General features: G+C 45.6%; 13 protein-coding genes. 4 read left to right on the top strand and 9 right to left on the bottom strand.

Annotation, left to right across the window (positions count from 1 at the left end):
• Positions 1-130: 130 nt before the first annotated feature.
• Complete coding sequence (gene uvrA, locus A4R26_RS26885) at positions 131-2,947, bottom strand: excinuclease ABC subunit UvrA (RefSeq protein WP_081169611.1); 2,817 nt, start codon at positions 2,945-2,947, stop codon at positions 131-133.
• A gap of 262 nt (positions 2,948-3,209) precedes the next feature.
• On the opposite strand from uvrA, the gene A4R26_RS26880 reads away from it, so the two are divergent.
• Positions 3,210-3,791 carry an RNA polymerase sigma factor gene (locus A4R26_RS26880; protein ID WP_081169610.1) on the top strand — a complete coding sequence of 194 codons (582 nt, stop codon included), beginning with the start codon at positions 3,210-3,212 and terminating at the stop codon, positions 3,789-3,791.
• Positions 3,792-4,085: 294 nt separating this feature from the next.
• Here A4R26_RS26880 and A4R26_RS26875 read toward each other — a convergent pair whose 3' ends face one another.
• The 5 genes from A4R26_RS26875 to A4R26_RS26855 form a co-directional block, all read right to left on the bottom strand.
• Positions 4,086-6,050, bottom strand: a complete 1,965-nt coding sequence (locus A4R26_RS26875) for a protein-disulfide reductase DsbD family protein (RefSeq protein ID WP_081169609.1) — start codon at positions 6,048-6,050, stop codon at positions 4,086-4,088.
• 262 nt (positions 6,051-6,312) lie between these two features.
• Positions 6,313-6,765 carry a protein-disulfide reductase DsbD domain-containing protein gene (locus A4R26_RS26870; protein ID WP_081169608.1) on the bottom strand — a complete coding sequence of 151 codons (453 nt, stop codon included), beginning with the start codon at positions 6,763-6,765 and terminating at the stop codon, positions 6,313-6,315.
• Between the two features lie 68 nt (positions 6,766-6,833).
• Entirely contained in the window at positions 6,834-7,535 is a 702-nt protein-coding gene (purQ, locus tag A4R26_RS26865; RefSeq protein WP_081169607.1) for a phosphoribosylformylglycinamidine synthase subunit PurQ, read from the bottom strand.
• 208 nt (positions 7,536-7,743) lie between these two features.
• Positions 7,744-8,730, bottom strand: coding sequence for a hypothetical protein (locus tag A4R26_RS26860; RefSeq protein ID WP_081169606.1), 987 nt, complete (start codon positions 8,728-8,730; stop codon positions 7,744-7,746).
• A gap of 13 nt (positions 8,731-8,743) precedes the next feature.
• The gene (locus A4R26_RS26855) at positions 8,744-10,321 is read right to left on the bottom strand and encodes a hypothetical protein (protein WP_133054791.1); all 1,578 of its coding nucleotides are present in this window, start codon (positions 10,319-10,321) and stop codon (positions 8,744-8,746) included.
• 238 nt (positions 10,322-10,559) lie between these two features.
• Here A4R26_RS26855 and A4R26_RS26850 point away from each other — a divergent pair, with 238 nt between their 5' ends.
• The 3 genes from A4R26_RS26850 (at position 10,560) to A4R26_RS26840 (ending at position 14,749) form a co-directional block, all read left to right on the top strand.
• The gene (locus A4R26_RS26850; RefSeq protein WP_081169604.1) at positions 10,560-12,554 is read left to right on the top strand and encodes a KUP/HAK/KT family potassium transporter; all 1,995 of its coding nucleotides are present in this window, start codon (positions 10,560-10,562) and stop codon (positions 12,552-12,554) included.
• A gap of 421 nt (positions 12,555-12,975) precedes the next feature.
• Positions 12,976-13,764, top strand: a complete 789-nt coding sequence (locus A4R26_RS26845; RefSeq protein WP_081169603.1) for an alpha/beta hydrolase — start codon at positions 12,976-12,978, stop codon at positions 13,762-13,764.
• A 178-nt stretch (positions 13,765-13,942) separates the two neighbouring features.
• Positions 13,943-14,749 carry an alpha/beta hydrolase gene (locus tag A4R26_RS26840; RefSeq protein WP_081169602.1) on the top strand — a complete coding sequence of 269 codons (807 nt, stop codon included), beginning with the start codon at positions 13,943-13,945 and terminating at the stop codon, positions 14,747-14,749.
• A 125-nt stretch (positions 14,750-14,874) separates the two neighbouring features.
• On the opposite strand, the gene A4R26_RS26835 is transcribed toward A4R26_RS26840, so the two are convergent.
• From A4R26_RS26835 to A4R26_RS26825, 3 genes are all read right to left on the bottom strand, one after another.
• Positions 14,875-15,810 (bottom strand): hydrogen peroxide-inducible genes activator, encoded by a 936-nt coding sequence (locus tag A4R26_RS26835; protein ID WP_081169601.1) that lies wholly within the window; start codon positions 15,808-15,810, stop codon positions 14,875-14,877.
• 709 nt (positions 15,811-16,519) lie between these two features.
• The gene (locus A4R26_RS26830) at positions 16,520-17,974 is read right to left on the bottom strand and encodes a glycine-rich domain-containing protein (protein WP_081169600.1); all 1,455 of its coding nucleotides are present in this window, start codon (positions 17,972-17,974) and stop codon (positions 16,520-16,522) included.
• A gap of 509 nt (positions 17,975-18,483) precedes the next feature.
• Positions 18,484-19,392, bottom strand: coding sequence for a S66 peptidase family protein (locus A4R26_RS26825; protein ID WP_081169599.1), 909 nt, complete (start codon positions 19,390-19,392; stop codon positions 18,484-18,486).
• Between the last annotated feature and the right edge of the window lie 55 nt (positions 19,393-19,447).

Here is a 19,447-nt window from a genome sequence, read left to right as displayed (position 1 = left end):
AAAACCCTCCGGTTGTACCGGAGGGTTTTTTGTTTATTATAGCAAATGGGTGGATCGCTTCGCCAACAAAGCAGGTGTACCTCGTTTCCTGTAATCGTCGAGGTCAAACGTGGCACACCCTGTTAACCCGTCAACTTAAAAACTTCCCCGTATAACTCTCCTTCACTTTCTTCAACCCTTCGGGTACGCCGGCATATACGATTGAACCGCCGCCGTCGCCGGCTTCGGGCCCAAGGTCAATTATATAATCGGCGCTTTTGATAACATCGGTATTGTGTTCTATCACCAGTATAGAATGCCCCTGCTCGATAAGCGCATTGAACGAGGTAAGCAGTTTTTTAATGTCATGAAAATGCAAACCGGTAGTAGGTTCATCAAAGATGAACAGGATGTGCCCCTGGCCCCGGCCTTTACCGAGGAATGAAGCCAGCTTTACGCGTTGCGCTTCACCGCCCGACAGGGTATCGGATGATTGTCCCAGTTTTACATAACCGAGGCCCACATCGCTCAACGGTTTTATTTTATTGATGATGTCTTTTTCATCTTTGAAGAATTCCAGCGATTCATCAACACTCATTTCAAGCACTTCGTATACATTCTTTTCCCTGTAGGTTACTTCAAGCACTTCTTCCTTGAACTTTTTACCACCGCATATTTCGCAGGTAAGGTGCACATCGGCCAGGAACTGCATTTCAACGATCTGTTCGCCTTCCCCTTTACAGGTATCGCAGCGGCCGCCGTCGACATTGAATGAAAAATGTTTGGGTTGAAAACCGCGGATCTTGCTCAATGGTTGTTTCGCAAAAAGGTCGCGCACTTCGTCCCATGCCTTTATATAGGTTACCGGGTTGCTGCGCGATGATTTTCCGATCGGGTTCTGATCAACCAGCTCTATCTGGGAAATATAATCTGTATCGCCGGTGATCGCTTTGTGCATTCCCGTTTTTTCAACAGGTTCGCCCTTGATCTTTTTTAGTCCGGGGTATAAGATCTGTTTAACCAGTGTTGTCTTGCCGCTGCCGCTTACCCCGCTTACCACACATAATACATTCAGCGGAAAGGTTACATCAACATTTTTCAGGTTGTTCTGCCGGGCGCCTTCGATACTTACCGAACGGGTGAACTTTCTCACCGTGCGGGGCACTTCAATTTTCAGATCGCCGCGCAGGTACTTCCCGGTTAAGCTTTTATCGTTTTTGATAATGGTATTATAGTCGCCCTGCGCCACCACTTCCCCGCCGAGGTGCGAAGCCAGCGGCCCCATGTCGATGATGTAATCCGCTTCGCGCATCATCATTTCATCGTGTTCAACCACTACAACGGTATTGCCGAGGTCGCGCAGTTCTTTCAACACCCGTATCAGCCTTTCGGTATCGCGTGAGTGCAGGCCAATAGAAGGCTCGTCGAGAATATATAACGAATTGGTGAGGTTGCTGCCCAATGAACGGGTGAGCTGTATACGCTGGCTTTCGCCGCCGCTTAAAGAGTTGGCAAGGCGGTTAAGGGTCAAATAACCAAGGCCCACATCGAGCAGGGTCTTTATCCGGTGGTTTATTTCTATCAATATACGTTTAGCTACCTGTTGATCGTATTCGCTTAGCTGCAGGCCGGCAAACCACTGGTTCAGGTCTTTCACCGGCATTTCGCACAGTTCGCCAATATGCATACCACCCACTTTCACATACAGGGCCTCTTTACGCAGCCGGTATCCATTGCAATCGGGGCATTGCGTTCTTCCGCGGTAGCGCGATAACAATACGCGATACTGAACCTTGTACAGGTTCTGCTCAACTTCTTTAAAGAAATCGTTGATGCCGTTCACAAACTCATTGCCTTCCCACAACACTTTGTATTGTGCTTTGGTAAGATCGATGATGGGTTTATGTACCGGGAAATCGAATTTGCGGGCGCCGCGGATAAACTGGTCTTTCCAGGCGCCTAGTTTTTCACCCTTCCACGGGGCAACTCCGCCATCATATACACTTAACCGTTTATCGGGCACTACCAGGTCTTCATCGATGCCCAGCACCTGGCTAAACCCTTCGCAGGTTGGACAGGCGCCAAACGGGTTATTAAAAGAGAAGAGGTTCGGAACGGGTTCTTCGAACTGCATGCCATCGAGTTCGAAGCGGTTACTGAAATGTAATTTGGTGGCGCCATTCACTTCCAACATCAACTCTCCTTCCCCTTCATAAAAAGCGGTGCCAATTGAATCGGCCATGCGATGGCGGTCGTCTTCGTCGAATTCTTTTACCACCAGGCGGTCGACCAACACATATACGTCGCCGGTAAGTTTGGGAACCGAACCGTTTTTAGTATTGGCCGAATCGATGAGCTCTTCAATGCGCAGCACTTCCCCGTTATACAACCGGGAAAAACCTTTTTGCATGAGGATATTCAGTTCTTCGAGCGGTTTGCGGTTCTTATGTTGCCTGAAGGGGATAAGAATAAGTACTTTATCACCGTTAGGCCGGTTAGCGATGGCCTGTATTACATCATTTGTATCGTCTTTCTTCACTTCGCGGCCCGAAACGGGGGAAATGGTTTTGCCGGTGCGTGCAAATAACAATCGCAGGTAATCGTAAATTTCCGTCATGCTACCCACGGTAGAGCGTGGGGTACGGGTAATTACCTTTTGTTCAATAGCAATTGCCGGGCATAAACCCTTGATAAAATCCACATCGGGTTTTACCATCCGGGCCATAAACTGGCGGGCATAGGCGCTAAGGCTTTCTGCGTAGCGCCGCTGGCCTTCAGCAAATAACGTATCAATGGTAAGAGAAGATTTGCCTGAACCCGACACACCCGTGACCACTATGAATTTGTTTCGGGGAATTTCAACCGATATGTTCTTTAGGTTATGAACCCGTGCACCTTTTATATATATGTTATCTGATGGTTTTGGCGCCGGGTTATTCACTGATTTTGCCTTTGTTGATACTGCCATAATTAGAAAGACAACAAATTTATTGTTTTGTTGGAGGATAATTTTAAATAGTTTCTTTAGCGGTTATTGGGTAAAAAAATCTAAAAGTTCCTTAAAGTTTGCTTTTTTCGAAAAAGTCTCTATCTTTAGTTGGTAATTTGTACAACGAAACGAAAACTAAACACACCGCCTATCGCGCAGACACTTCTACTCAGAAAAGCCATTCAATTATAAAAATCCATATTAATTAATATCCTATCACCTTCAAAAACCGTAGAAGTTTATGAGTTCACTACGTAAAAAAACGGATCACGAGTTAATCACAGACTTCCAGGATGGAGATCTGAACGCTCTTGAAACACTCATCCTTCGCCACAAGGAAAAAATGTACACTTCCATCTTATTTCTTGTTAAGGACAAATATCTCGCCGAAGATATTTTCCAGGATGTGCTTATCAAGATCATCGACACCATTCGCGGAGGCAGGTACACCGAAGAAGGAAAGTTCCTTCCCTGGGCAATGCGTATTGCTCACAACTTGTGTGTTGATCACTTCCGTAAGGTAAAACGTACCCCTGCTATCAAAACCAGCGACGACAGGGATATATTCGAAGTTATCAATTTCACAGAAGACGGTGCTGATCAAAAAATGATGAAGCGTCAGAGTTATGACCGCGTTCGTCAAATGCTTGATCTGTTACCGGATGATCAACGCGAAGTGATCATTTTACGTCATTATGCCGATCTGAGCTTTAAAGAGATCGCAGCACTGACCAATTGCAGCATCAACACTGCATTAGGCAGAATGCGTTACGGCCTGATCAATCTGCGCAAAATGATGTTACAGAAAAAGATCGCTTTGTAAGTTTTTTTACTTTTAGAAAGGGTACACAGAAATTTAACAGCATTTCTGAAAAGGGAACGGAATAAGCTGCTTAATTTTGACGAGAGATAAAGATTTGAGAAAGTAAAAAATATTGTCATTCTGGCCCTCCATCCGGGCCCATTTTCCTGAATTGCTTGCTTGCCGGAAGGCTGGAACAGAATGACGCCTAATTAAACACCCCACTCAGGCTGAGCGGGGTGTTTTCTTTTTTAGTCCCGAAGCTGAACTTCGGGATTGTAAGTGTGCCACACCCTGGAGGTGTGGCACACTTGTTTACTTCGCTGCCGTTTGCCTGTCTTTCTTATAGGCATCTATTCCACACTCAAGCCACTGGGCAAATTCTTTCGCACTGGGTGTATATCCTTTGGTTTTTGTAAGTACTTTTTCATCGGGGCTTATGATGGCATATTGTGGTTGCGCCACCGCATCGAAGTTCTCCGACTGAAAAGTTGCCCACTTGTCACCTACCGTAATGATCTTCTTTTGTGCGCCGGTCTTTGTTACAAAATCAACCTGCTGGGTGGCCGGCAATGCCCTTTTTTCATCTACATACAGCGACACGATAATGAATTTATCCCTTATCAACGCATTCACCTGTTCATTGGGCCATACATTCTCTTCCATGCGACGGCAGTTTACACAGGCCCAGCCGGTAAAATCTATCAGCACCGGTTTGTTCTCCTTTTTGGCGCGCGCCAGCGCTTCTTCATAATCATTCCGCAAAGGTTCTATCGACTTACCCTTTTCACAATTCACCGGGTTACTATACAGGCTATAACAAAGCGGCGGCGGAAAGCCACTGATAAGCCCCAGGTTCGCGCTGTGGGTATTGGTTAGTCCGGGTATCAGGTATATAGTGGCTGCCGCAAAAATGGCGATGAATGCGATGCGGGTTTTGCTGAACTTTTTAACCGGACCATCATGCGGGAACCTGATCTTGCCCAACAGGTACAACACGATGAGGATACCAATCACTACCCAGATGGCAAAGAACACTTCCCGTTTTAAAAATCCCCATTGTTTTACCAGATCGGCATTCGACAGGAATTTTACCGCCATGGCCAGCTCGAGGAAACCCAGCACCACTTTTACGTTGGTTAGCCAGCCACCCGATTTTGGTAATGATTGTAACCAGCCGGGGAACATGGCAAACAGGGCAAACGGTAAGGCAAGCGCCAAACCAAAACCAGCCAAACCCACTGTCAATGGCCAGGCGCCCTCTGATGCTACGCCTGCCAGCAGTGAACCCAAAATAGGCCCGGTACAGGAGAACGAAACAATGGCCAGCGTAAGCGCCATAAAAAAGATGCCGCCCAAACTACTCATGCCTGAGCGGGAGTCGATCTTATTGGCGAGCCCGCTGGGCAGGCCTATTTCGAAAAAGCCAAAGAAAGAAATGGCAAAGAATACAAAAATGAAAAAGAAGAGAATGTTCAACCACATATTGGTGGAGATATTATTGAGGATCTCCGGTTGTACATTATCAACAAGATGAAACGGAATGCTCAATAAAATATAGATCAGAAAAATAAACAGGCCGTATATGGTAGCATTGCCAATACCTTTCTTTTTATCCTCACTCTTTTTTGTAAAGAACGAAACCGTCAACGGGATCAGCGGGAATACGCAGGGCGTGAACAATGCAATAAAACCGCCCAGCATACCGATCAGAAATATACCGGCCAGGCTTTTACCACCGGTATCTTCATCGCCACAGGCATTTACGGGATTTTTCAGGTCAAAAGAGGCTACCCTGATCTTTGTTGTGGACGCCACACCGCCTTCTAACGGAACGGAAAAAGCATAGGCGTTCAACGGGTAGAACTCTTCGCCTTTGCCATATGTATAACGAAAAGTACCTAACAGGTTGGCCGGTACGGCTCCGCTGAACTGAACCGTTACCGTAAATGAAGCGGGCCCCTCGTATACTTTAAATGAAGTGTTATCGAAAATGGGATTTTTAAATGCAACGCTGTTCCCGCTTTCTTTGAACGGCTTTTTTACTTCAATGGAAGAATCGGCGAACTCCATTTCTACTGATGGCACATCGCTTATCGATTCATTGGCGCCATATAACTGCCATTTGTTGTTTCCGGGAGTAGTAAAGGTTAATTCGTATACTTTATCCTGTACTTTTTTACCGGTGACCTCCCATTTGTAAGCAGTTGCATCCTGGCCCTTAACCACGGTGGAGTTGATGCAGCAAAGCGCTATTAAACTCCATAGAAAATGTTTCATACAATTATTTGAAAGCAATTCACAATTAAATAAATGCGATACTGACTTTGCAAAAAAACAAACGAGTTCTTTTAACAAGAACCCGTTTAATATGCTTAACGCTGAATGCCAGCCTCCGAAATTCGTTCAACCCGATTATTTCCGAAAAACCCGGAATATGCTAAACGCTGAACGATTAAGGCTGAACGCTTGTCTCCGGTTGTTCGGCATTCCCTCTTATCTTCGGTTTTCGCCTTCAGCCTTGTGCCTTTAGCTTTCAGCCTTATCCGCCTATTGCTACAGAGAAAGTTGTTTCAGCAGGCGGCAGGCATTTTTCTTCATTACAAACCATATACTCTACTTTACCTGCGAGGTTTGTTTTACCGCCTTTGATCTTAACTTTTTGTATAAATTCAACTTTATCTTCAAAGTAGCGTACCACGCCACCCCAAACTTCTTCATTTTTACTGATCACCTTTCCAACTTCGTTGGGTGCGCCTTCCAGCACTACCAATGGGTTTTTGGTAAAAGTAAATGCCGTTGGTATCGGTCCGTCAACGCCCACTTTCTGGGAGTAGATATGCCAGCCGTTATTTACGGTGGCTGTCATGCGAACCTCATATGTTTTGTCGGCTATCTTTTTTGATGTAAAAGCCCATTTTACTTCTTTACTCGACTGCGCCATCGAAACAGCACCGATCATCGTTACCAAAAGGGAGAGCAGCGTTACCTTCATGTTGTATTGTTTACTTATTAAAACAGTTTATCTGCCTCAAAAGTCTAAGAAAAAAACTTAATAATTATCTAAAAATTGACCAGCGCCGCTTTTTCCGTGACAGCGGTTACGCCCATGATCAGCGATTGTAATACGATTCGGCCGTCGGTATTGCCCAATGCGGCTGAGGTAGCCCGCTCGGGGTGCGGCATCATACCAAACACATTGCGTTGTTCATTACAGATTCCCGCAATATTACGGGTGGCGCCATTGGGGTTGGCTTCGGCGGTTATTTCGCCGTTCTCGTTGCAATAACGATATATAACCTGGTTATTGGCTTCCAGTTTGTTGAGTGTTGCGTCATCGGCATAGAACCTGCCTTCGCCATGCGCAATAGGTATTTTCAGCGCTTTATCGGAACCTATGCCTTTGAGGTATACGTTCCTGCAAATAAACTGCTGATTGGCATTACGTAATAAAACACCGGGTAATAAATGCGATTCGCAAAGGATCTGGAAACCATTACAAACGCCAAGCACTTTACCGCCTTTTTGGGCAAATTCGATCACACTTTGCATCATTGGGCTGAACCGGGCAATGGCCCCGCAGCGCATATAATCGCCGTAGGAGAAACCGCCGGGCAGCACAATGCAGTCTTCAGTTGAGAACATACTGAGGTCCTTATCTTTATGCCAAAGCATTATTACTTCCTGATTCAGATCATCTTGCAAGGCATCCTGCATATCGCGATCGCAATTGGAGCCGGGAAAAACTACAACACCAAATTTCATCTGAAAATGTTTATTTGTTTTTAGCCAGATGGCGTTCTTTAAATTGAAATGCAAAGATAATATGTTTCCCGCAGCTGTAAGCCGTAAGCTGCAAGCCGTAAGCAAATACGGTTTCCGCTGTTCCCTTTAGCCAACAGCGTAGGGCTTAAAGCTTTAAGCCTGCTGTTTTAAACCAACATAGCATTTTAATTATCAATCAGTTGCAGTCTTAATTTTTAATCACATAATTAAGATAAATGGCATAGCCAAAAATAACCCAGTGAAGGATCATGGGCAGACGGCGGGAACCGATATAAAAGTACATAGCGGCATGAAAGGCGGTAATGGGCACTGCGCACAGCATCCAGCTCACATAATTGCTGCCCCCGTCGGCCATAATGATGAGCATGGCCATGATCAGGTACAGCAGCAGCAGGCTCCAGCTTTTACGCACATGAATGTACATTTTGTTGAGATTGGACTGTACAAAGTAGCCGCCGATCATAAAGGGCACAACCAGTAACGTAATGCTTATTGTATTGTATACTGAAGAAGGAATGGCAGGTAAACTGATAGTGAACACCGGCTTTATCTTATTCCAGTCCCACTGATCGCCGAGGTACAGCACGAGGGCCAGAAAATAGTACGGCATGGTAATACCCAGCAGATTGATGGCCCACTCCTTCAGCCTGAATGGCCGCATGATGAACAGGGCCAGCAACACCAGCGCCACAAAAACAACGGCGGGGCGGTATAAGAGGGTAACAATGCCTATTTGAACGCCAATACTGAAAATGGCCGCAGCCGGTTTTTGAATATTGGGCAGGGTGGTCATGCGGTAAAAGATCCAGATCAGGAAGGTATTGGCCAGCAGGGGCGCCGAAAAATAGTTCCACTCGGCAAACAGCGAGGTGGTAAGCATGTAGGCCATTGCCGGCAGGTAATTGGGCCGCGGCAGCAGCTTCTGGTCGTTACAAATACGGTTGAACAACAATGCCTGGCTGAACAACAGCAGGAAAGTGAACAATACATACAGGACCGGGTGAATATTCAGCGGCTTTAACAAACTGATCAGCCAGTTATACAGGAAATGGTCTTCCGGTTGTTGCAGGGGACCGCCGGCAGGGTTCAGAAAACGATTAAATTTCAGAATTAAACCATATACCAGCAATACGATGATATTACTGGAGGTTTTTTGCTTGAATATTCCTGTCACTCAAACAGATATTTTAAAATTCAATTTTGGCGAAAGTAAGATAGTTTCTGTATTGACAGGGAACGATCATGGAGCCGGCACTTACCTGTTTACCCAGCCGGGGCATGAATTCCACTCCCCTATCCAGGTTTTTCAGTGTTGGGTGCCGGGTAACCTTACCATCGGCAGCAATGCTATGGTCGTTCAGTAACAGGGTTCTGCGCTCATACACATTAAACAAAAAATGCAATTCACCCCCGGTTATCATCAGCGAGTGCGACACCAGCGCATCCGTTTCGTCGTCGAACTGCGTTTTCGAGATCACGTTGCTCCATTGCAGCGTTTCGTCCTTATCGAATGAAAGCACCATAATGTTCTCGGCATGATAGCGGGTTGCGGAAGAGCCACCGTACCGGTTCCAGGGCGAGCGCCAGGGACTATAGTAGGGCGACCAGTAACTATAATCGAGCGGCGACGACCAGGGATTGTTCCAATACAGATAATCCCATCTATTAAACGTACCGCCGCGGGATGTAGTATACATCGATTCGGCTGTAAGTATATACCCGCCATCCCTTTTTATGATAATATCGCTGATAAAGTAGTCATTAAAGGCTATCCGCAGGTTGGCATCGGGCCCCTTGGCCTGTTTACGCAGATCTTCATTGAAAGCCAGCATCGATTCTTTCATGACAGAATCGGCGGCCTTGTCCCAGATCACGGAGTACAATCCTTCCACATTGCCCCGTTTTTGTTTGTAATAGAGGGCCGAGAACAGGTAGCGCCGGTTGGTGTTGTCGACCTTTACTTTTACTTCGTCGAGCACCCGGTCTTCTTTTTTGTTCAGGTCACGGACCGTAAACCGCTCCTCCCCCGCTTTTTTGGTAATGAGCTGCAGTTTGCTGATATAATCGCTGCCATTCTTTCGAACGAATTTGCCAAAAACCATGTCTCCGTCGTTATCAAGCAGGAAGTCGGTAAAATAGTCGTTCCGCTCTTCCATGGCCATGTTCATATGATGTTTATTCTGCAACTCGAAGCTGTTATTGAACAGCATCGTGGTGAACAGGAAACTCTTGGGATTCTTGTTATTGATCTTGAACACCATGATCTTTTGCTTGTCGTCGCTGTAAATGGTGCTGTAGAGTTTGTTACTGGCGGCCCAGCCTATGCGGGTTGTATCGAGCTCGATGGGCTCCGACATGCGTTTGGCGTTGGCATCGAGCTTTACCCCCATGCAATACACGATACTTCTGCGCTGGAACTGGTAGATCATCCACACGTGATCTGAATAGGGAATGAAGTCGACGTTGATCCAGCGGTCGTCAACATACTCCAGCTTTACCCGTTCGAGCAGCTTCATATCGTTATTGTAAACGCTGATGGCATTTTCGTTACGGTTGTTTTTGAACACAAGAACGTTGGCACCGATCTTGCCGATTATTTCAAAATCGGTACGCCGGCTGTCTTCCCGTTCAGCCAGGGAATAGGTGATCCGCTGTGCGGAACTGATATATGAAAAAGCTACCAGCAACAATGCTACCAGCAGCAATTGTCGCCCTGTTTTTTTGCCTGAATTCATCATGGTGCTGCAATGCATGTTATATGCCAAATTACTGATTGTTAAACGGCTGCCCAAACTTTCGCAATAAATTTAAGCTTTCATTTTTTATTGATTCGCAGGCAACCGAAAGTGCATAAAATCCGTCGGCATTTCAGGTTCGATTCATAAAATGGCTCAGAATTAATATTTTTACGTATACCTTTGTACCGGGCGCCCCGGGAACTATCACCCGGGGTGCTACCATTTTTATTAAAAACCCTTTGATAACGGGATAAGCGACACTACCGTGGGCAAACAAATTAATAAAGTTACCGTTGCCACCTTACTCATTGCGTTAGGAATTATCTATGGCGATATCGGAACATCTCCATTATACGTTCTAAATGCAATCACCAGCGGCCGGACGATAGATGAAAGATTGATTGTGGGCTCTTTGTCCTGCGTAATCTGGACTCTCACCCTGCAAACTACCCTGAAATACGTTGTACTTACGCTAAAAGCCGATAACCGGGGTGAGGGAGGCATTTTTTCGTTGTATGCATTGGTGCGCCGGCAACGAAGATGGCTCGTATTACCCGCCATGCTGGGGGGTGCGGCCCTGTTGGCCGATGGCATGATCACCCCGCCAATCTCGGTTACTTCGGCCGTAGAAGGTTTGCGAAATATTCAGGGGCTTGGCCGTATTGAAGATTCCACCATCGTTTATATCGTTCTCGCCATCATAAGTGTGCTCTTCTTCCTGCAGCAGTTTGGAACGGCCTCCATTGGAAAAATGTTCGGTCCCATCATGGCCTGCTGGTTCTGTATGCTGGCCGTGCTGGGGGCTTCGCACCTGTTAGATGACCTGCACATTTTTAAAGCGTTCAACCCGTATTACGCTATAGACCTGTTATCGAATTACCCTAATGGGTTCTGGATCCTGGGCGGCGTATTCCTTTGCACCACAGGGGCCGAAGCCCTGTACAGCGACCTGGGCCATTGCGGACGGGAAAACATCCGGTATTCATGGGTATTTGTAAAAAGCTGTCTCATCGTGAATTACCTGGGCCAGGGCGCTTACCTGCTTGCAAATTATTCGGGCAAACAGGTAACCCCCGCCATGATCAGCGCCGGTTTCAACCCATTTTATAAAATAATGCCCGACTGGTTTGTGATCCCGGGCATTCTTATAGCCACCGCAGCAGCCATCATCGCCAGCCAGGCGTTGATCAGCGGCTCGTTTACGCTTATCAGTGAAGCAATGCGGCTGAACCTGTGGCCCAAGCTGAAGATCAATTACCCTACCGAGGAAAGAGGTCAATTGTACATACCGGGTATTAACATGCTGTTATTTGTAGGTTGTGTGTCCATGGTATTATATTTTAAGAAATCGTCACAAATGGAGGCTGCCTATGGGTTGGCCATCACCATGTGTATGATAGCCACTACCATTTTGTTCGCCAACTTCCTGGTTTCGCGCAGGGCCAAACCCATCTGGATCTATCTATTCCTGATCGTTTACCTTACCATAGAAATGTCGTTCCTGTTTGCCAACCTCGAGAAATTCCCGCACGGTGGTTTCGTTACCCTGCTGGTAGGTGGCGCCCTGTTCTTTGTAATGTATATCTGGTACCGCAGCCGCAAGATCAAAAACCGGTATGTGGAGTTTGTAAGGCTCGAACATTATATTCCGCAAATACAGGAATTGAGCAACGACAAAACCGTACCCAAGTACGCTACCCACCTGGTATACCTTACCAGCGCCAATAACCCCAAGGAAATTGAGCATAAGATCATTTATTCCATCCTCAATAAAAAGCCCAAACGGGCCGATATCTACTGGTTTGTTCACGTTGATACGCTCGACGACCCGTATACCTGCGAGTACACGGTTGAGCATATCATTCCCAATGACATCATCAGGGTAGAGTTCAGATTAGGTTTCAGAATGGAGCCCAAGATCAACCTCATGTTCAGGAAAGTGGTGGCCGACCTGGTTGCCAATAAAGAGGTGAACATTACCAGCCGCTACGAAAGCCTTGAACGTAACAATGTGGTGGGCGATTTCCAGTTCATTGTAATGGAAAAATACCTGAGCCAGGATATCGAACTTCCTTTCTTCGAAAAAATGATCATGCGCCTGTATTTCAATGTGAAGGAATACAGTTTGTCGGAAGAACGCGGCTTCGGCCTGGATGTGAGCAACGTGACCATTGAAAAATTCCCGCTCATTGTGGCGCCGGTACCAAATCTTAATTTGAAACGGGTGTTCGACAGTGAAGAAAACATAACGGGATATTAGCCTGCGGAACGCAGGCTGTTTGTGGTTTATGGTTTGTGGTTTGTGGTTGTCCTAAATTAATAGCTGACGGATTATTGGCATGCACGCAGAGGAGTTTGTGGTTTATGGTTTGTTGTTTGTGGTTATCCTAAACTTATAGCCGGCTGATTGTTGGCATGCACGCTGAAGAGTTTGTGGTTTATGGTTTGTTGTTTGTGGTTGTCCTAAATTTATAGTCACCTGATTATTGGCCTGCTTTCTAAAAGTTTATAGTTTATTGTTTTTTGTTTATGGTTGACCCGAAATCCGGGCTCGCCGATAATTGGCATACTCCCTGAAAGTTCAGTAACTTCAACTATCGCATAACAATCTGCCTGCTATTTATTAGTGGTTTGAAGTGAAAGAACCACAAACCATAAACTACAAACCATAAACTGATCACTTGCCCATTCTCGTTTATTATATTATCGGAAGCCTGTTATTACTATTTATTCTCATTTACCTCATACAGGACCGGTTTATTTTCAAACCAGAAAAGCTGCCGGCCGATTTTCAGTTCAGGTACGACATCCCATTCACTGAATTATTTTTCGATATTTCGCCGGGCGTACGCATCAACGGACTGCACTTTTACCGGCCCGATCCCAAGGGGCTGATCCTTTATTTTCATGGTAATACAAGAAGCATAAAAGGCTGGGCTAAATATGCCCGTGATTTTTACCGCTACGATTACGATGTGGTGCTGGTCGATTACCGGGGATTTGGCAAAAGCACCGGCAAACGCAGCGAAAAGGACATGCTGAACGACATGCAATTCGTTTATAATGTCCTCACCGGAAAATACCCCGAGCATCACATCATTGTATACGGACGAAGCATCGGCAGCGGTTTTGCGGCGAAGATCGCTTCCGACAACAAACCCCGGTACCTGATCCTGGATTCGCCCTATTATAATTTTCGCATCGTGGTAGAACGGTTCCTGCCCATATTACCCGTACGATGGGTGCTGCGTTATCACCTGCGCACCGATAAATGGATCCGCCATGTGAATTGCCATACGTATATCATTCACGGCACCCGTGACCGGTTGATACCGATAAGGCACAGTGAAAAACTGCAGCGGATCAATCCCCATAAGATCACGCTTATTCGCATTGCAGGCGGCAAACACAATAATTTACCTTCCTTTCCGGAATATCACAATTTTGTGAGAGACATTCTTAAATATTGAAGCTGTTTGTGGTTTGTGGTTCTTTCTCTGCAAACTGCTGACAACTATCAGGCCGTCTGTAATACTTTAGCTTACCTTACCTGTCATTTAAGTCGTCAGCCAATAATGAGGCGGCTATGAAATTAGGATAATAACAAACTACAAACCATAAACCACAAACAACTATCTTGCATTTTCTATGAAAAAGAAGATCCTCTTTCGCTGGCTGAAAGTGCTGATACTGGTATATTGTTTAATTGGCATTGTTATTTATTACGGTCAGGATAAAATAATGTTTCATCCGCAACCGGTTCCGGCTGCATCGCCGTACAATTTTCCCTGGGCATTTAAAGAGGTGAATATTCCCTATACGAAAACATCGAATATCAATATCATTCAGTTTGCCGCCAAACAGCCCCAACCCAAAGGCGTGGTGTTGTATTTTCATGGCAATAAACAGAACATTTCGCACTACGCAAAGGCGGCGCCGGATTTTATCAACCGTGGTTACGACGTGTGGATGATCGATTATCCCGGTTTTGGCAAAAGCACGGGTGATTTTACCGAACAACGGTTGTACGACTGGGCGCTCGTGTTTTACAAACTGGCGCAGGCGCATTATTCGAAGGACAGCATTATCATTTACGGAAAATCGATGGGTACCGGAATAGCATCGCAACTGGCCACCATCCGCGACTGCAAAGCATTGGTGCTGGAAGCGCCCTATTATAGCTTTCCGTCAATAATCGGAAGCTGGCTGCCGGTATACCCGCTCAATAACATGATAAAGTTTAAATTGCCCACGTATCGATACCTGCAGGAAGTTACCAACCCGGTTATTATTTTTCATGGCACCAGCGACAATACCATTCCGTATCGTAACTCGAAAAAACTAAAGCCGTTGCTGAAACCAACGGATGAGTATATTACGATCGAAGGCGGGAAACACAATGATTTGACGGGGTTTCCGGAATATCAAAATAAACTTGATTCATTGTTGAAATGAAAAATGAAGAATGAGAAATTAGAAATGAAAAAGTTTAAGCCAACTTCCCGGTTTAAAGCTTGTATGAGATTGCAATTCTGCCTTTACTTTTTTATTTTTCATTCTTAATTTCTAATTTTTCATTTCTATATTGGCACCACATTCAGATCCCTATTCATCCTGATCTTATCGGGTATTGCCGAAATGATCTCTTCCTTCAGCGCTTCTATCAGCCTTTTCTTTACAAAATCGCGGTGAACCACAATACTCACTTCACGCATGGGAGCCGGTTTTTTAAAATGCCTGATGAGCTGTAACTGGCGGGCGCTCATATCGAGGGTGGTCAATTCGGGCAGAATGGTAATGCCATCGTTCAGTTCTACCATGCGGCGCAGCGTTTCAATGCTTCCGGCCTCGTATTCGAAGTGGGTACTCATTTCACTGGCGCGGCGCAGTTCGCAAAGATTTACGATCTGCGAGCGGAAGCAATGCCCTTCTTCCATCAGCCATAATTTTTCGGGATCGATATCCTGGGCAAGCACATATGTTTTCTTATACGCCGCATTTTTCCGCGACACATAGGCCAGCAACTCCTCATAGAACAGCACATGTTCTTTTATCCCATTCTCCTGCAGGGGCGTTACCAGAATACCCACATCGATCCGCCCTTCACGTAACCGGGTAATGATGTACTCGGTCATCAATTCCTGCACCACCAGTTTTATGTGCGGGTATTTCTTGTAAAAACTTTGAATGAAAAGCGGCAATAAATAAGGCGCCAGCGTAGGAATGATGCCAATGCGCAATTCGCCGGTGAGAATACCCTTTTTTGTTTGCACCAGTTCATTGATCACATTTTTTTCCGACAAAATGCGGCGGGCCTGCTCGATGATCTCCACCCCTATTTCCGTTGGCACCACCGGTTGTTTGCTGCGGTCGAAAAGTTTGACGCCCAATTCCTCCTCCAGTTTCTGCACCTGCATACTCAATGTAGGCTGGGTAACAAAACAGTGTTCTGCGGCGGAAGCAAAATGGCGGTATGTATCTACTGCCACCACATATTCTAGTTGTACAAATGTCATATAGGTTTTATCTATGCTTACATAAAATTAATCAATTTGATTTATAGCAAAAATTATTGAAGTTTTGTATAGCGATCGGGAATTAAACATGATCGGTGTTGAGGGAGTCTGCGACAGGCCCTGAAATAGTAGTGAAGGAGGTACCCTGTATATAATTATGCAACAACGGATAATGCGTTTTGCACCCGCTCATGTGGTAGATGGTATCAGTTACCCGCCTTGTAAAAATACAGGCTGTATTCTTTCCTATTCTGATGCACATCGTTACCGCCTGGGTGGCTGGGGTGAGCCTGAAACGGCAAACGTGAAAGGCGCTCAACTTCAGAGATAATAATTGGTCATGCGCCGCCCGAATTTACTGGCAATTGCCGATTTGCAAAAACAAAAACAGGAGTTCTAACTATAAACAGGTCACAGGAGTAAATTATAAGTTTAGGTTAAAGTATGCCACTGTTCCTTAATGAAGGACGGTGGCTTTTTGGTGAATGGTCAATGGTGAATGGTGAGTGGACTCGCGATTTTCCTACCTTACTACCGTTAGCAGATACCCTTTCGTTTAAAGAGTTCTTCATTTTTCATGAAAATAAAAATCTGATCACCTGATCCTTATACCTCTATAAACGACAAACCAGAAACCAACGGCTTCTGGCAACATAAAAAATCTGAACTATGAACAGTGAACTATGAACAATGAACTGTGAACTGTAAACTACGAACCACATCCACCACATCCCCCGCCACAACTTCCGCCACAACTTCCGCCACCGCTACATCCTCCGCCACTGCTTCCGCATTCACCTCCATCTGATGTAGCACCATAGCCGAGGTCTTCCCAGAAATTTGTTAAAGTGTTCGCCGTCCGGTCAAAGAACGGAAGCATTCCGAAAAGGCCTATCAACACAATTCCGTCAGAAAACCCGCTTATTGCATCATTGCCCTTCATCGCAAAGTCTGCCACCACCTTGTCGTCATACAACCACCCGAATTCATTCCTCGTTTTTGCTTTTTCACTTATTCTTTTGAACATCGCTGTTTTTCCTGAGAACGCTTTCACTACCAGTGAAGTAACCAGCAGCAGCACCATTATTTCCACGAAAAGGTAGCTCACGGGTTTGTAATTAGCCACTCCCTGTATGAAACGTGCTATTCCTATCGCAAACGGGATGATCAGGAAGTTGTACTTCTTAAAGAACGATTCCTTGCGATTAGCGAGCTCATGCAACTGTTGCAAAGTGGAATGTTCTTCCGGTACATCCTTACCCCACTGCTCTATGATACTATCATATGTAACGCTGCTTCGATCGTCTTTAAGAAGCGCCGGGATCAGCGGGTTCCGCTCATTTTCTGGTTTTACATACCTGTGGGGGTACAGTAAGAACAGCTTATCGGTTGTTAGCACCAGTAAGTTCCTGCGGATGAGATCGACGATCGCGGTTTGCATTGCCCTTTTTCTACCATACAGGAACCGGGCGATTTCAAAAGCCGTGGCCTCTTCGGGAAACCAGGAATCTGCCAGTGCAGGAAAATGTTTGAACTTTTCGTTCTGGATGAGCATATGACAGAGGATACTGCTTACTGCGAGGAGCGGAAGAAAACCTATAAACTGTTTGCCGGTGAGTGAGAAAGGAAAGAAAACGCCGTGTTGATAATAAATGAGGAGGAAGGGAAACAACAGCAATACTACAATGAGCGCGATAACAGTGTTTCGGATGATCGGAACCGGTTCTTCTATTGGAGATTTTGGTTGTAAAGGTGGGGGCCAGATGTCTTCGGGTGGCGGCGATTCAAAAACCGACTGGTAAAGCGAAAGCGTTTCGGCATACCAATCGCGGTGTTTGTGATCTTCCTCATCCCCTCCCCGCGATGGATGGTGGTGAACGTCTTTTTTGAGTGTATTCTTACACAGATCGGTCCAGTAGGATTGTGTGTAAGTGAGGTGTAAATGCCAGGCTTCGTCTACAGCCTGTGATGGTGATGCGCCGTTTGGAGAGATACAACATAAGAAGAGAAATTTCCGGTATTCCTCAATGACCTGTGCTGTGTAGGAAGGTGACCAGCGTTGCTTTGCAGATAATTTCCGGGAGAAGTTAATTTCTGCGTTCGGGTCATCGAGGGGAAACTGTTGAATGGCACTCCAAAGGCTACTGTGTTCTTCTACTTTCATATTTCTTTCTTTGGTTACCCAAAGTTATAACGGAAGCAATCATACGTACAAGAAAAGGCATATTACCAAATTGTTAACAGACGTGAAACCTCAGTCTGGAAGCGGGTTTCAGCTAACGTGAAACCGGCATGTGGAACAAGTGCTGCTTTGATTATCATACCTGAACAAGCGGCGTGGAACGAGGAAATAAATACAGCTACAAGCGAATACAAATACAGCTGCAAGCTGCAAGCTACAAGCTGCAAGCGAATACAAATACAGCTGTAAGCTGCAAGCGAATACAAATACAGCAATAAGCTGCAAGCGAATACAAATACAGCTGTAAGCCTAAAGCAATATACGCGCTAAACGCAAGCAAATACAGTGTCCAAAAAGATTCATATAACAGGATTGGCTTTATATCAGAGAACGGGCCGGCAATTAATAAGCCTGCCGCGCAGGAACCCTTTATCACCTGTATCAACTCTATCAACCTTTCAACTCCCAGTCAACTCCCAGTCAACTCCAACCTACTCCTCCAGCATCACCTTCCCCTTCCCCACCTTCAACTTATACCCTTCCCCCACCTTCAAGGCATAATTCTCTTTTTCATGACTTACCGGGAAACCAAAACAAACGGGGTAATCGTATTCCTTCACTATATCATGAATTATTTCATAGGCGGTTTGTCCAAATGGCCGCTCGGTATCTTTTGTATCGCTGAAACCACCAATGATCAGTCCGGCCAGTTTACTGAGTTTACCGCTTCGCTGCAACTGCCGCATCATGCGGTCGATATTATACAGGTATTCCCCCACATCTTCGAGGAACAGGATCCGGCCTTTTGTTTTAATGTCGGAAGGTGTACCTACCATGTGCGCCAGCAGGGCGAGGTTACCGCCCACCAGTTCGCCAACGGCTTCTCCTTTTTTATTGAACTCATGGGCGGCGCATTCATATTTTATTCGTTTTCCTTCGAGCGCATTTTTAAGTGACAGCACATATTCGTTATTGAAACCGCCATCATTAAACGCACCGGCCATAGGTGAATGTAAAGTGGCTATGCCATAATTGGAATAAATATGTGAATGCAGCACCGTTATATCGCTAAAGCCGATCACCCATTTGGGTTGCTTTTTAAATTTTTTGAAACTGATATGATCGATGATGCGGCTTAACCCGTATCCTCCGCGGGCGCACAAAACCGCATGCACTTCCTCATCATCGAGGATCTGCTGAAAATTGATCAGGCGTTCTTCATCGGTACCTGAAAAATACGTGGCAGAATGGCTGCCTACCGTAGTGCCCACCTTTACCTTATAGCCCCATTGCTGTAATACATCGATACATGTTTGCGCTTTCTCTATTGCCATATATCCCGATGGACAAACCAATGCAATGGTGTTACCAGGCTGTAAATAGGGAGGAATTTTTACCATTATTGATTATTTGTAAGACCCAATGCCAAATTATTAAAACGATGACGCAAATTTA

It is taken from the genome of Niastella populi (assembly GCF_002078015.1).
Taxonomy (GTDB): Bacteria; Bacteroidota; Bacteroidia; order Chitinophagales; family Chitinophagaceae; genus Niastella; species Niastella populi.
Note: the sequence above shows the minus strand (reverse complement) of the source record. Positions and strands in the feature narration are given on the sequence as shown.

What these genes read in the sequence shown, in the direction of transcription:
- A4R26_RS26880 (WP_081169610.1), top strand. Translation starts at nt 3,210, where the DNA reads ATGAGTTCACTACGTAAAAAAACGGATCACGAGTTAATCACAGACTTC.
- uvrA (WP_081169611.1), bottom strand. Translation starts at nt 2,947, where the DNA reads ATGGCAGTATCAACAAAGGCAAAATCAGTGAATAACCCGGCGCCAAAA.
- A4R26_RS26840 (WP_081169602.1), top strand. Translation starts at nt 13,943, where the DNA reads ATGAAAAAGAAGATCCTCTTTCGCTGGCTGAAAGTGCTGATACTGGTA.
- A4R26_RS26875 (WP_081169609.1), bottom strand. Translation starts at nt 6,050, where the DNA reads ATGAAACATTTTCTATGGAGTTTAATAGCGCTTTGCTGCATCAACTCC.
- purQ (WP_081169607.1), bottom strand. Translation starts at nt 7,535, where the DNA reads ATGAAATTTGGTGTTGTAGTTTTTCCCGGCTCCAATTGCGATCGCGAT.
- A4R26_RS26835 (WP_081169601.1), bottom strand. Translation starts at nt 15,810, where the DNA reads ATGACATTTGTACAACTAGAATATGTGGTGGCAGTAGATACATACCGC.
- A4R26_RS26825 (WP_081169599.1), bottom strand. Translation starts at nt 19,392, where the DNA reads ATGGTAAAAATTCCTCCCTATTTACAGCCTGGTAACACCATTGCATTG.
- A4R26_RS26830 (WP_081169600.1), bottom strand. Translation starts at nt 17,974, where the DNA reads ATGAAAGTAGAAGAACACAGTAGCCTTTGGAGTGCCATTCAACAGTTT.
- A4R26_RS26870 (WP_081169608.1), bottom strand. Translation starts at nt 6,765, where the DNA reads ATGAAGGTAACGCTGCTCTCCCTTTTGGTAACGATGATCGGTGCTGTT.